The organism is Bifidobacterium sp. ESL0820 (genome assembly GCF_052606235.1).
The window spans coordinates 87846-101705 of record NZ_CP199594.1 but is presented as its reverse complement, the minus strand read 5'-3'; the positions used below and the strand labels follow the sequence as shown (position 1 = coordinate 101705).

General features: G+C 57.4%; 10 protein-coding genes. 2 read left to right on the top strand and 8 right to left on the bottom strand.

Features of this window, described 5'->3' with window-relative positions:
- Positions 1 to 76: 76 nt before the first annotated feature.
- The 4 genes from ACUIAH_RS00450 to ACUIAH_RS00435 all read right to left on the bottom strand — a co-directional run bounded on the left by ACUIAH_RS00450 (position 77) and on the right by ACUIAH_RS00435 (position 6156).
- Positions 77 to 1258, bottom strand: coding sequence for an SLC13 family permease (locus tag ACUIAH_RS00450; RefSeq protein WP_445341015.1), 1182 nt, complete (start codon positions 1256 to 1258; stop codon positions 77 to 79).
- 243 nt (positions 1259 to 1501) lie between these two features.
- Positions 1502 to 2863 (bottom strand): uridine transporter UriT, encoded by a 1362-nt coding sequence (uriT, locus tag ACUIAH_RS00445; protein ID WP_445341593.1) that lies wholly within the window; start codon positions 2861 to 2863, stop codon positions 1502 to 1504.
- Between the two features lie 92 nt (positions 2864 to 2955).
- Positions 2956 to 3900, bottom strand: a complete 945-nt coding sequence (gene uriH, locus ACUIAH_RS00440) for a uridine-preferring nucleoside hydrolase UriH (protein ID WP_046323844.1) — start codon at positions 3898 to 3900, stop codon at positions 2956 to 2958.
- Between the two features lie 105 nt (positions 3901 to 4005).
- A complete protein-coding gene (locus ACUIAH_RS00435; protein WP_445341592.1) occupies positions 4006 to 6156 on the bottom strand; it encodes a DNA/RNA helicase domain-containing protein in 2151 nt (716 codons plus the stop codon).
- Between the two features lie 97 nt (positions 6157 to 6253).
- Here ACUIAH_RS00435 and ACUIAH_RS00430 point away from each other — a divergent pair, with 97 nt between their 5' ends.
- Positions 6254 to 6556 (top strand): nucleotide pyrophosphohydrolase, encoded by a 303-nt coding sequence (locus ACUIAH_RS00430; RefSeq protein ID WP_445341014.1) that lies wholly within the window; start codon positions 6254 to 6256, stop codon positions 6554 to 6556.
- A 10-nt stretch (positions 6557 to 6566) separates the two neighbouring features.
- Here the strand turns inward: ACUIAH_RS00430 and ACUIAH_RS00425 are convergent, their stop codons facing one another.
- On the bottom strand, positions 6567 to 7340 hold the full coding sequence (locus ACUIAH_RS00425) for an HAD family hydrolase (protein WP_445341013.1): 774 nt from the start codon (positions 7338 to 7340) through the stop codon (positions 6567 to 6569).
- Between the two features lie 564 nt (positions 7341 to 7904).
- Here ACUIAH_RS00425 and ACUIAH_RS00420 point away from each other — a divergent pair.
- Positions 7905 to 9824 (top strand): alpha/beta hydrolase, encoded by a 1920-nt coding sequence (locus ACUIAH_RS00420; RefSeq protein WP_445341012.1) that lies wholly within the window; start codon positions 7905 to 7907, stop codon positions 9822 to 9824.
- Positions 9825 to 9918: 94 nt separating this feature from the next.
- Here the strand turns inward: ACUIAH_RS00420 and dnaG are convergent, their stop codons facing one another.
- Genes dnaG through ACUIAH_RS00405 form a run of 3 tightly spaced genes read right to left on the bottom strand, consistent with a single transcriptional unit; the run spans position 9919 to position 13827 of the window.
- Positions 9919 to 12009: a DNA primase gene (gene dnaG / locus ACUIAH_RS00415; protein ID WP_445341011.1), complete on the bottom strand. Its 2091-nt coding sequence runs from the start codon at positions 12007 to 12009 to the stop codon at positions 9919 to 9921.
- A 57-nt stretch (positions 12010 to 12066) separates the two neighbouring features.
- Positions 12067 to 13350 carry a deoxyguanosinetriphosphate triphosphohydrolase gene (locus tag ACUIAH_RS00410; protein ID WP_445341010.1) on the bottom strand — a complete coding sequence of 428 codons (1284 nt, stop codon included), beginning with the start codon at positions 13348 to 13350 and terminating at the stop codon, positions 12067 to 12069.
- Positions 13351 to 13368: 18 nt separating this feature from the next.
- Entirely contained in the window at positions 13369 to 13827 is a 459-nt protein-coding gene (locus ACUIAH_RS00405; RefSeq protein ID WP_024626651.1) for an Ohr family peroxiredoxin, read from the bottom strand.
- Positions 13828 to 13860 lie beyond the last annotated feature (33 nt).

Here is a 13860-nt window from a genome sequence, read left to right as displayed (position 1 = left end):
CGCGCACGGGTCCGGTTCCACCGTTGCTGCCTCCCTCTCAATATCAGCGGCACCATTCCTGGTTGATGGGGGTAGTCTACTCCAGCAGCAGGGCCATGCCAACCAACACGACGAGGAAGAGCAGATTAAACGCGGTATAGATTTTCAGGTAATCGCCTTTCTTGCCCGGATACTGCTTGACCACAGCCTTGTAGGAAATCAGCGAGGCCATCGAAGCAACCAGGGTGCCGAGCCCGCCCAGGTTGGTACCCAGAATGATCGGGCGCCAGGCTGTCGAAAAACCTGAGACCAGCAGGGCTGTGGGCACATTGCTGATGACCTGGCTGCACAGGACCGAGGTAATCAAAGGGTGGATATTGACCAGGCTGCTGACCAGGTTGTAGAACTGGGGGATCCGTCTGGCATTGCCTATAAAGATGAAGAAAGCCACGAAGGTCAGGAGCAGTCCCCAATCCACATGCAGAAAGACCCGCCTGTCGCAGATCAGAAAGGTCACCGCCACCACCAGAACCATGGCCCACTGGGGAATCAGCTTGGCCACACCAAGCAGGCAGACAAGAAAGAGCAGGAGGTAGACAGTGATGCGCCATCCGCTGGACTGCTGCATCTCCTTGACCTGAGGCTGTATCCCCTCCTCCCTGGGCGCTAGTATGCTGCGGCGGATCTCTTGCGCATCCATGCCCTCGAACTTATTCAGATGCTGATTCCTGAAGACGAACCAGCAGCACAGGAAGAGCATCAGGGCTGCAGCCAGGGCATAAGGTGCCATGAGGAGAAGGAACTCCCCGGCAGGCATCTCGGATCGGGCCTTGAGGTATAAGTTGTGAGCATTGCCGATGGGCGTCAGCATGCTGCCCACATTGGCACCCAGTGTCATCAGAGTGACAATCAGCAGGGCATGGGTTTCCAGGCCGGCCATGATGAGAACAGCAATGGCGAAGGGCACGAAGGTGACCAGGGCTACATCGTTGGTGATGAACATGCTGGAGAAGAAAGGCAGGGAAACCAGCACCAAGGCCAGGCCCCGCACCGAGCGGACACGACTCAGCAGGCCGGCACCAATGGCATGGAAGACCCCGATACGCTGAAATCCGCAGACCACCATCATGAGGGATCCCAACTGGGTAAGGGTATTGACGTGGATGTAGCCAAGATACCGCCGGTCGGGAGGAATGAGGATGCAGGATACGAGAGCGATGACTGCCGCGACGACCAGGACGGTTTCGTTCTTCAGCAGTCCGATCACCCGATGTTGCATGGTCACCTCCGGCGAACGAATTCCTCACTTAGTTTACGCGCCCGCCCACTGCTTACAGGGCCTCTCCTGGCGCTATTTTCCGCCCCTAAGACCAAGGTCGGGACACTCGGCGCTACTGGTTGCTGGCCTGCCTAGTCCCGACTTTTGATCCTTGTCGGATACGCATAGAGTCGGATGCCTATAAGACATGGAAAGGGGTCCTGCGAATCAGTACATCCGCAGGACCCCTATCAGGCCGGAATATTACCTGTCATTCATTCGTTCCGGATCGGGAATCAGATAGGACAGAGCCAGGGCGATCAGCACCAGCACGCCGCCGCCGATCATAGCCGCAATGTATCCAGTACGGGCTCCGCCGGATACTGCCAAGCCGCTCATGCATGCATAGAGGACCGCATAGCTCAGGCCTGAGCCCAGGTTGAAGGCTCCGGCGTTGAGTCCCGGCAGATAGCCGGTGTTGTCCGCAGGAGACAGAACCACGCCCAGCCCATTGAGCATAATGTTAGCCGTCCCTGCGTAGGAGACACCTAGGATCAGGGAGAGCGCCACCAGGCTCCAAATGCTGGGAACCAGGCAGACGTAGATGCCAAAGACCAGTCCCAGCACGCTGACCAATTGACCGACTCTCAGAACCTTGAGATAGCCGAAGCGCGAGGCCAGCATCCCAGCCACAGGGCCAAAGACCAGACCGACCAGGGCATATGGGGTCAGCGTCGCAAAGGAGACGATGCTGGCCTTCAAGCCGACGCCGACCTCGCCATCCTGAGCAAGCGCCGGAACGATCCCGTTCATGATGGCGAAGACGCCGACCATGGTGGTCAGAGTCGTCAGCAGAAGGCCCCAGGTGCGCCGCTGCTTGAGATAGGTGGTGGTGACCATGGGTGCCGACGTGGTGCTTTCGACTTTCCAGAAGATCATGAAGAAAACCGCAGCAACCAGGATCTCGACGACCACCAGGATCCAGCGCGCCTGAGCCAGCTTCTCGACCTCGTTGATAGCCAGGTAGGCCGCCAGGAAGGCTATGCAGAGGAAGACCACGCCGGCCCAGTCCATGCGGGGACGATCGTCTGCATAGCTCTCGCGGGCGAAAACTGCTACTAGGAGGACAGCAATCACTGCAATGGCCACCATGAACCAGAAGACCGACCGGAAGCCGAAGGTGCCGGCCAGCCAACCGCCTAGGATGGCATCCACGCCTCCGATGCCGCCGTTGACCGCCGTCAAAACGGCCATGAGCTTGGCGTAGCGGGCCTCATCGGTCACTTCGGCATGCAGCATGATCAGGGTCATGGGTACGACCGGACCGGCCACTCCTTGAATGACGCGCCCAATCATCAGCATCGTCACATTGGGAGCCAGAGCGGAGACCACGCATCCCAGCGCCGTCAGGCTCAGCATGCCCAGCAGCACCTTCTTGCGGCCGGCTAGATCGCCCAACCGAGGAAGGAAGAGGGAGAAGACGGCACAGGAGGTGAAGAACACCGTCTGAGTCAGACCAATGCTGGAGCTGCTGGCATTGAGCTCGGTTTCCATGGTCGTTAGGGCCGGCGAGAGCATGGAGGCGTTGAGCTGGAAGGCGAAGACGGCGGCCATCAGGGCCGTCATCAAGGCGACAATAGAAGCGCCAGAGCCACCAGCGGTCGTGGCAGCGGGCTTGTCGGTCTTGGGTGCGGCTGCGTTCGAAGTCTTCATTGATTTCATCCAATCGCGGTGATGGCCTTGACCACCAGGTCCCAAAATCCCTGGAAGTCCAGCTTGACAGCCACCTGGGTGTGGCAGTCCTCAGCAGAGGGCTCAGGGCCGCGCAGATCGGCCACGGTCATCCCGCAGGTCAGGTCCCCGCGCAGCTCCACATCAACCGGGCAACGACGGGTGCTCACAATAGAGGGGTCGATCAGATAGGCCACAGTGCAGGGATCATGCACAGGCGGGTCCACGAAGTCCTGGTTGTCCTGGTAGGACTTGCGGAAGAAGTCCATCAACCCGCTGACGAAATGGGCCAGATCGGTGCCGATGCCCTCAATGCGCTGCTGGACCTCCGGGGTGCACAGGGCCTGATGAGTCAGATCCAGCCCCACCATGGTGACCGGCCAGGGCTCGTTGAAGACGATATGCGCAGCCTCAGGATCCACCTTGATATTGAATTCAGCGACGGCGCTCCAGTTGCCCACATGGTAGCCACCACCCATGAGCACGACCTCACGGACACGGTCGACAATGCGGGGTTCCTTGCGAACGGCCATAGCGATGTTGGTCAAAGGTCCTGTGGGAACCAGGGTCACCGTGCCCGGCTCCTCGCGCATGATGGTCTCGATGATCCAATCGACAGCGTGGCCAGGATCCAGCGGCCGGGTAGGCTCGGGAAGCTCGACCCCGTCCAGACCGGTCTGGCCATGGATGGAGGCGGCGACCTCCTGAGGACGCACTAGCGGCCTATCACATCCGGCGTGGACCGGCACCTGGCGCGCATGAGCCTTTTCCAGCACAGCCCTCGCATTGTAGGTAACCTTGTCCAGACTTTGGTTGCCGCCAACCGTAGTCACTCCGATCAGGTCGATCCGCGGATCGCCTACTGCCAGAAGGATAGCCACCGCATCGTCATGACCTGGATCGCAGTCCAGGATGATCTTGCGCGTCGTCATATACTCGCCTGCGCCTTTCTCATGAATATGTCCTGGGCCATGGATCATGGCCCAGGACATGATACCCCTGATTGGCATTCAATCCTTGTAGGCGCGTTAAGCTGGTCAGTCCTGGACGCGGGCGAACCCACCCACTGCCCAGGCCAGTCGATTCCGAAGCTCAGGATCGACTGCGAATAGCCCCAATCCGTGCACCCCTCGTTTGAGCAACACATTGAACTCATGACGAAGGTTATCCACAGGATTCATCTCTGGCTCCGACCGATGATTAGTCGCCAGTGTGTTGCAACTGAACTTCGGTTCGAATTTGATCTTTCCATTCCTATAAGTGACTGATGGTCCAATGATGACCCCCGCGTAGTTGAGGTCAAAACCTTGGATGGTGAATATGGAGCCCACCTCATCGATGGTGAAGGGCAGCTCGGCCCAGGCAATCCGGTGATTTGCAGCAGAGTTTCCCTGCGCCTCATATAGCTCGTAATTCCAAGGCATGGCGAATTCACCATCCCCTTCCTGACCCTCTTCGGCCCACACCCACTGGCCTGAATCCCCTTGGCGCAGTACAACCTGCCAGTGACGGGAGGAATCCAGTGGATCCGGGTGTTTCTTGCTGCTGTAAGGCCAGTCATAGGTGGCCAGGAGTCGGCAAAGGCCCAAGGAGCCCTCTCCCCTTTGCTCCCTGTCTTTATAACGAATAAACTCCCTTAAATCCTTGGGCGAATCAAAAACCTTAATCTCATAAGGATGCTCCCAAGGATCTGGATGCAGTGGTTCAATGACACCATCTTTGGCTGTCATCCGATCCAGCCAGGCGCAGGTTGCAGGGTCAGCCTGAATACGCATCTGTTGGTCCAAACGAACATGACTGACCTGGAAGGTATCCTCGTGCGCCTGACCGTCCCGTGACTTTTCGTGGATGAGCATAGGTTGCGAGAAGGTCTTATCATGCTCAGAACCAGTCAATCCCAGAAGCCGACTTTCCTGGGCATCCACGAACTGAGACCCACGCAAGACTTGTTCGGGATCGAAGACCACGATGGCTACTTTTGCCCGCCGTAGTATGTCGTAGAGCTGGTTGCTTCCGGAGTAGCTCTGCGACCCTTGCGTCAGCAGCAGGTGCGCCTCGTCAATCAGCACGACATCTGCCTTGGCATCGACGCTATTCATGGGGTCAGCTGCCCTGCCTGTGGACCGGCCATTTCGATTGGTGTGCTTGCTGAACCGGTTGATGAACTGGACAGCCCCAACCACGCACTGGCCGCGTTTCTTCTGCAATCCCAGCTTCAGAGCCATCTGGTTATAGACATTTGCCTGCTCGGCCTGATTGACGATGATGTAGGAACGCTGCTTGGCCTTTGACGAATGGTTATCATCCTTGCCATTCAAGTTTCCATAGATGCCATATCGCGCACATATTTGATAGAAGAGATGGCTGAGCAAAACGGTCTTGCCAGTCCCTGACATACCCTGAACGACAATGACCTGGGTATCGGCATCACCATTAATCTGAACCGGGCCTATCGATTCTGTCATAGAGTGGAAACCCTCGCTAGGGTTTTGGATAATCACTGACTCCAACACATGCAGAACAGCCTCTTCAGCACGCCGTTGTTCGTCGGTGAGTTTGCGGAAGGGAGAGGCTTTGAACAGGGCAGAGTCCAAGATCGCCTTCTCTTCCGGGAACAGATCGGGCTCCATTTCGTGCAGAGTCTGCCAAGCCTCGGAAAAGATGCTGTCGAATTCGTCGCTGGTGTAGTACATGTCCTGAGCGTTGGTTCTACGGTTCATAACCAGCTTGACCGCGTCGACGCTCTGCATATACCCCATCAGCCGATTTTCCATATCCAGAGTCAAGGACTTATTGAAATGGCGGTCACCGATGATGTACTGGCTGACTCTGTCCTGATGATTGCGCATGAATCGCACCAAGCGTTCCCAATCCGTCCGGGTCCGTGGATCCAGCTCAATGTGCTGCCTGGTTCGAGAACGGATATCGTTGGTTTCCCCGACGTAAACCACATAAGGAGGCTCACTGCCATGCTTTTTGCTGCTGTCCCTTTCGTCGGCAGAGACGATATACACGGTGGGATATCGTAGGAACAGCTCCTCAAGCAGCCTCTCCTCCAAATTACTGCCCTGGCTGCCATCAGCTTTCGCCTGCTTGTACTCTGCAATAGCCTTGGAAAAATCCTCATCCCTGAAATCGCTGTAAGGCAGAGTCATCACCACAGGCTGCGGCGCGCTAGATGAATCCATGGTTTTCACTATGCCACGAACCCACACCAATCTGAATGCAGGAGGGCCGACTGATAGGCTCGAAATCATGATCAGCAAGGAAACCGACAGAGCAGTAATGAATTTTGTACATGAGCGCGACTGGGATCAATTCCACACGCCAGCCAACCTAGCCAAATCAATCTGCATCGAAGCTGCCGAGCTCTTGGAATGCTATCAGTGGGGGGATGATCCCAGGGACGCAGATGAAGGCCACGTGGCCGACGAACTGGCTGACGTGCTCACCTATTGCATCCAGCTGGCGGATCGGCTGAATCTGGACATGGATCAAATCATCATGGACAAACTGCACAGGACGGCCGACAGGTATCCAGTGGCTACTTCGCGCGGCTCCAGCCGAAAATATCGCCCCCTGCAGTAGACAGCTTGATTCAGCAAGCCTGCGCAGCCGGTGACCCCGATCGTTCGAGCCGCTTGGCGATCAGTGCTGACAGATCATCCAGGGTGACTCCAACATAGCTATTCATCGAAGCGAACTGAGGACCTGATGAGGTATCGACCGGGTTGGTGCCGGTATAGGCCACGGTGGTAGCTCCCGATGCCACAGCAGAAGTGATGCCGGTCAAGGTATCCTCGAAAGCCAGGCAGGAGACCATAAGATCCTGGCTAGTGATGCCCAGCAGACTGGCCGCATGCAGATAGGGGGCAGGGTCCGGCTTCTGCGCCAGTCCATCATCCCCGCAAACATAGTCGGCAAAAGCTCCCTCAGGAGCCTTGGTGACCACTGCCTGAGCCATGCGGCGTGGCGAGGTAGTGACCAGAATCGAAGGAATGCGGGCCTCAACTAGGTCTGCCAAGACGTCACGGACTCCTTCAATCCAAGGCATGTGACGCTCCTCCATGGCAATCACCCCGTCGATCAACAGATCCGGAATCTGATCCTCTGGAAGGTCAAGACCCCGCTCGCGCATCACCCTTGCCACTTTGGGCAGAGGCTTGCCGGAAACCTGCCAACCCATGTCAGTATTCCAGTCTCCTCCATGCTTGTGCGCTAGATCTACCTCAGCCTGATGCCAGTAGGGCTCTGAGTCGATCAGGGTTCCGTCCATGTCCCAGAAGACGGCAAGCGGTCGACGGCCCTCAACAGACCGGGCTTTGTCAGCTGACTCGGCAGGATTTGCTTCCTTTAGATGCTCCATGTTCATGCATTCACCCTATCGGCAGGGCTTGTCTTGAGAATGGCTCCACCCCCGCACTACTTAGCATGAAGATCTGGCCATGGAGCAGGCAGTAACTCATCCAGGCTCACATTAAGTACTTGAGCAACTGCCATTATGTTGATCAAACTGGGATTGGCTGGACTCCCAGGCCGTGACTGGCCATGCTCCAACTGTTGATATGCAAACCGAGAAAGGTTGGCATTATAGGCGACGAACTCTTGGTTGTAATGTAAAGCCGTTCTTCGGCGTTGTATGTTCAAGCCTAATACCACGGCGTATTCCGCCCATCCGCTCGGTACTTGAGAATGTGCCACAAGGCCAAGGTATTCATAAAAAACATGTTGTCATGCCTTACCGGTAATACTATATCAGTAAGGCATCACCGGTTATCTAAACGGGGAACGATTACTGTGCTCTGTCTTGCACCAAAACTGGGCCTGTCGTAGTCGTTGCTGGTTTCGGCACCCATATATCCGATGAACAAAGAGGATCATCAATGAAAGAAACAATCCTGGACGGCTACGCGAACATCGTAAAAAGGATGAATCCATGAGAAAAACCAACATTATTCATAATCCGGCCATCGGTCTGGTCATTTCCCTAATTCTCTGTCTGGCGTGTGGACTTATGTCCAATCTGGCTCAAACCGATGGGGGACACGTTACCAAGGAGACGCTACAGATTGAATCGCCCTCAGGCCACCGATTGAGCATGGATATGCTCCAGCCAAAATCGGCTTCTCCTAAGCACCCGGCACCTGCCATTGTCTTTGCTCACGGAGGCAACACCAACAAGGAGAAAAGCGACGATTTCCAGATTGAGTGGGCTCGCAGAGGTTTCGTCGTGGTATCTTTCGACCTTTATGGCCATGGCGAGTCCGAAATTCTCAATGACCAGGAATGGCTTGTGAACGGACGCGGATTGTATGACACGGTGGAATACCTCACCTCTCTCCCCTTTGTCGATGCTGATCGGATAGGGGTTTCAGGGCATTCAAGAGGCGGGAACACCATCCATGAATCCATCCTGATCGACAACAAGCGCCAGCATCCACTGATCAAGACCGTGCTTTATGTCAGCCGAGACCCTGTCTATAAGGACAACGAGACGGCCGCCTTCGGGTATGTTCCCGGCAAGACGAACGTCGTCGAAGCAGCCAAGAAGAACACCAACGGTAAGTATTTCAACTACTATCGCGAGCGCACCGTAGGAGTACTCGCCGGCAAATACGACGACTACTCTTTCAAGGAAAAAGATACGTCAACTGGCAAAATTAAGCCCAACCCGCAGTACCTCAAATCAAATAACGCACGGTCCTTCCTCAACTTCGGCATCACGCCCACTGACCATACACCTGCAGGGATCAGCGGCCGGTGGTACCGCAAGCAGATCAATGGCCATCAAGCCTCACACGTCATTTATATGGAGAACGGGACGCACGGAACAGTGCTCTTCCTATCCCAGCCATGCACCGATGCTGTTCAATTCATGGTTAGGGCTTTCAACATGAAAACCGACCTCGCCGACAGCAATCATATCTATCCTGTCAAAATGATCGGAGGGCTTCTTGGACTGATCGGCCTCATGCTCTTCATGGTCTTTGGAACACTCTGTCTGGTCAGAACCAGCCTCTTCAAAAAGGCCGGCTCAGAGGAACCGGCACGCATGCGTCAAGCTGATGCCTATAAGGGAGGTTCAGTATGGCTTTGGGTCTGCCTTCTGTCGGCCACCGCCTTCTCAGTTGCCAGCGCCTTGACGTTGTTCGGGCTGAAAGTCGACAAGCATATCGGCAACTACTTTCGACAAGGTATGCCCTTGTTCTACGGTGTGTGGGGCTGCCTGAATGCCATATTCATGATCGCGTTGACAATTCTGTGGTACCGCTTGTATGCGCGAAAGAGGGGGACTAAAGTCTCGGATCTTGATCTGCCCATCGGTGGAGGAAGACTTTGGCAGACAATAACGCTTGCACTGACAGTCAGTCTTCTGGCTATATTGCTGATCTTCACATGCAAGTTCCTCTTCAACTCCGATTTCCGGTTCTGGTACTGGGCCGCCAGACCATTTACCGCTGACAAGATTCCTGAGATGCTCAAGCTACTGCCCTTCTTCCTTGTAGCCTACGGAACCACATCGGTCTTCATCAATAGCCTGAATTACTCCACCTCATTCGGGAGGAACTCAACAGCCAACATAGGTCTGCTGGCATTCTTCAACATGCTGCCGGCTCTGTTTATAGCAGTGGTTGGATACGGGTATTTCTTCGTCACTGGAGTAAACGGCCTGTTCGGTAACAACACACAGATACCAGACTGGATGCTGACACCCTTGATCCCGCTGGCTGTCATGCCTCTGGTGACCCGGGCGATCTACCGTCACACCAGAAATCCCTATCTGGGTGGCATCATTACCGCGATCATTGTTACTGTGATGACCTGCATCAACTCACAGATATCCTTCCCCGCCTAACGGGGAGACCACACCAACCCCAGGCCCTCTCCGTCCCTGTCTACAAGGAAAACTTCGACAAGGACAGGGAGGATCAACTTTTCTGGCCACCAGTTCACTCGGCGTTGCCGAAGACCTGGTTGCGCAATTCGTTGCGCTGGGTCTCGTATTGAGTGAGCTGGCCGAGAAGGTCGAACTTCTCCTGTCCGTCAGGCAACTGATTCATCTGGTGCTTGACCGAGGCGATCAGCCGCATGTAGGTGGCATCCAGCAGCCTTGCCAGCAGCTCTGAGGCATACTGACGCTCCTCCGGGCTAGGCTGCTTCAGCTGAACATCCGCGCCCTCGGAGCCTGTGCTCTGATCGTCCCCCTTGTCGCCTTTCTTGGAGCCGGGTCCTGAGCCCCTCTGCTTATCCTCCTGCTTATCCAAATTCAGCGGCAGAGGCATGACGGCCAGCTCATTAATGGCCGACTCCAGCATGGGCCCGCCAGCCTTGGTCAGATTATGCATCCACAGTCCTTGGGGCGTCTTCCTGTCAGGCAGCCCTCCGGCGGCCTGCACCGCCCGGTAAAGGGAGCGGAAAATCGGAACCTCGAAACTGTCCGGACTCAGCTGGGCGAAGGCATCCGATCCGACAGCTCTGGGAATTTGGATAAGCACGCCCATGAACTGCTGCTCGCAGATGAAGACGGCATCATCGATGTGGTGGTAGCCCTGTCGAAGGGCGTCCTCACGCTGTATTCTGCGGCGTCGCATGGCATCGTCACTGCCCTGGCCCGCACGACCCTCCGATTCACCCGCACCGCGGTGAGGAGTGCGGACCGCATAGGCATCCTGGTCCTTCACATGCAGCTTGCGACGGGCCCTGTTGACCTCCTGGCGCAGCAGATCCAGATCCACGCCGATTTTTCTGGCAGTCTTGCGAGTGTAGGCCCCCACCAGGGAGCGATCTCTGATCTGGGCCAGGATTGGTGCTACGGCCTTGACCGCCCCCATCTGCCCGGTGGTGTACTGGGTATCGAACATGGCCACGGCAGTGTCGATGACGAAGTCGTATAGCGGCCGGGCATGCTCGACCAGGGAACGCACGGCCTCATCGCCATAGCGGATGCGCAGATCACATGGATCCAGATTCTCCCGAGCCACTGCCACGAAGGTCTGCGTCAGAAAGCTCCCGTCAAGGCCGAAGGCATGCAGGGCGGCCTTCTGCCCGGCGGCATCACCGTCGAAGGTGAAAACCACCCGGGAACCCTGGACCGGCCCCACCAGCTGGATGGCGCCGAGGGCATCGTCGGAGATGAGCCGGCGGACGATCTTGGCATGATCCTCGCCGAAGGCAGTGCCGCAGGTGGCTACAGCCGTATCGACACCGGCAAGGTGGCAGGCCATGACGTCGGTATAGCCCTCCACGATGACCACCTGTCGCTTTTTGACGATGGCGTCTTTGGCCAGATCGATGCCGTAGAGCACCTGGTTCTTGCGGTAGAGCTGGGTGTCCGGAGTATTGATGTACTTGGCGTTGATGCCATCGTCCTCGTAAAGCTTGCGAGCGCCGAAGCCGAGGGTGCGGCCCGTGGAATCCCTGATAGGCCAGGTGACCCTGCCCCGGAAGTAGTCGTAGACCCCCCGCTGCCCCTTCCTGGCAAGCCCGGCATCCAGCATCTCCTGCTGAGTGAAACCCTTGGTGGATAGGTGACGAACCAGATTGTCCCATCCGCGTGGAGCATATCCGCAGCCGAAATGCGCGCTGTCAGCCTGGGAGAAGGTTCTGCCCGCCAAGAGCTTGCGCGCTGCCAGCGCCTCCTTGCTCATGATCTGCGAGACGAAGAAACGCTGGGCCTCCTCGTTGGCCTCCAGCAACCGGGAACGTTTGGACCCCCGGCGCTTGTCCTGGCGGGAGTTTTCGTAATGCAGCTCAATCTGGTACTTGTCTGCCAGAATCTCGACGGCATCACCGAACTCGACGTTCTCCTCCTGCTCGACATAGGTGAAGACATCGCCGCCCAGGCCGCAGCCGAAGCAGTGCCAGACCCCCATGGACGGACGTACCGAAAAGGACGGGGACTTCTCATCGTGAAAGGGGCACAAGCCCATGTAAGTGCCGGAACCTGAAGGCTTCAGAGTAACGCTTTCAGAGACGATCTCATACAGATCGGCCTTGGCTCTGACCTTCTCGATGTCTTCCTTCTTGATCATTCCGGACATGACACCCAGCCTACCGGGCCAGGCCGATGTGTTGCGCCCGGCATAAATGCCGCAGGCCTAGGGGCAGACCAGGGAATGCAGGGCCAACGCCGAGCCGTCGGTTAGAGAGGCCACCTGGTCGATGGCCACCCTCAGGCGCTCCCCGTCTGAACCCGCCTGGCGCCAATCCTCCAGGAAGACATCCTCCAGAGCATCCGAAGGTACTGGCGAGTCGGCCATCATCACCTCAACCAGGTCGGTCACGATTTTCAGCTGCTCTGCATGGAAGGGCTCCTTCTCACGGGGAGCCATGACGAAGTAGACAGCAATCCCCTTCAAGGCCACAATCTCATAGGAGGTCCGGGGAGGGATGACCAGCCCCCCCGAGTACCTGGTCAGCGGACCTTGGCCATGGCGGCTTCGGGTGGCCGCCTCCACGGAGTCGGCAAAGCGCCCTATCAGATAGCTGGTCGTGTTCTTCAACGTAGCCAGGGCCCGACGTGAACCGTCGAAGCCCAACGGCAACATGCCACGGACGGTTTCCAAGGCTCGTACCAGCTGGTCAGCATCCCATCGGTCGCCATACCAGGATCGGGCAGCCCGGACCACACCATCGATGATCCTGGGCTCAGCCAGTCGCTCAGGCACGAAGGAACCGACCACGATGGCATCCTCCACGTCATGGACGCTGTAGGCGATGTCATCAGCCAAATCCATGACCTGGCACTCCATAGGAGTGCTGGCCTGCGGCGCCCCCTGCTTAAGCCAATGAAAGACCTCTTGGTCGTCAGGGTAGACGCAGAACTTGGCCGTCCTCTCCCCCTTTGGATGAGCCGAGGCCTCGGCCAGGGTCCAGGGATATTTGACCGCCGCATCCAGGGCAGCCCTGGTCAGGTTGACCCCTGCCGAGCGTCCGTCCGGATGGAAGACCTTGGGCTCCAGCCTGGTCAGCAATCGAAGGGTCTGCGCATTACCCTCGAATCCCCCTATGTCGGAGGCCAGCGAAGACAGGGCGCGTTCGCCGTTGTGGCCGAAGGGCGGATGGCCCAGGTCATGGGCCAAGCAGGCACAATCCACCACGTCGGGGTCGCAGCCCAGCATGGTCCCGATCTGCCGACCAATCTGGGCCACCTCCAGGGTGTGGGTCAGCCGTGTACGAGCAAAATCGTCAGTGCCGGCGACCAGGATCTGCGTCTTGGCCCCCAACCGACGCAAGGCCGAAGAATGGACCAGGCGCGCCCTATCGCGTTCAAAGGCGGTCCTGCTGCTGGTCTTTGGGGGCTCTGGCGCCCACCGTTCCTGATCCTGAGCGGAGTAGCCCTCGGCCAGCAGGCGGGATCCGCCCTCCTCGTCAGTGCCCATCAGGCGCGCCCGCTCCGTTCAGTCCAGATTGTCCACGACCACCACTTCAGTGGGCACATTGCCCGCCGTTGCCTTGGAATAGGGGCAGAGCTCCTGGGTGCGTTCCACCAGGCGGGTGGCCAGATCACGATCGACGCCGGGCAGACAGACCTCAATTAAAGCCTTGATGCCGAAGGACTCGCCCTGGTCGCCAAGGGAGATATGAGTGCGCACCTTGCTCTGGGCCAACTTGGTGGCTGGCACACGCAACTCCTTGCCGGCCAGTCCCATAGCTCCCTGGAAGCAGGCTCCCCAACCGATGGCGAAGAGCTGCTCGGGGTTGGTGCCCTGGCCCTTGCCCCCCATGGCCTTGGGTGTATCCAGGTCCAGGGAGAGATCGGGCTCGTGGCTATCCGCATGGCCCTCGCGGCCTCCGGTGATGTCAGCTACGGCTGTGTATGAGATATTGCTGGGTTCATTTCCTGTATATGTAGTCATAACCTCATCTCACCACTTATATTGCCCCTTGAC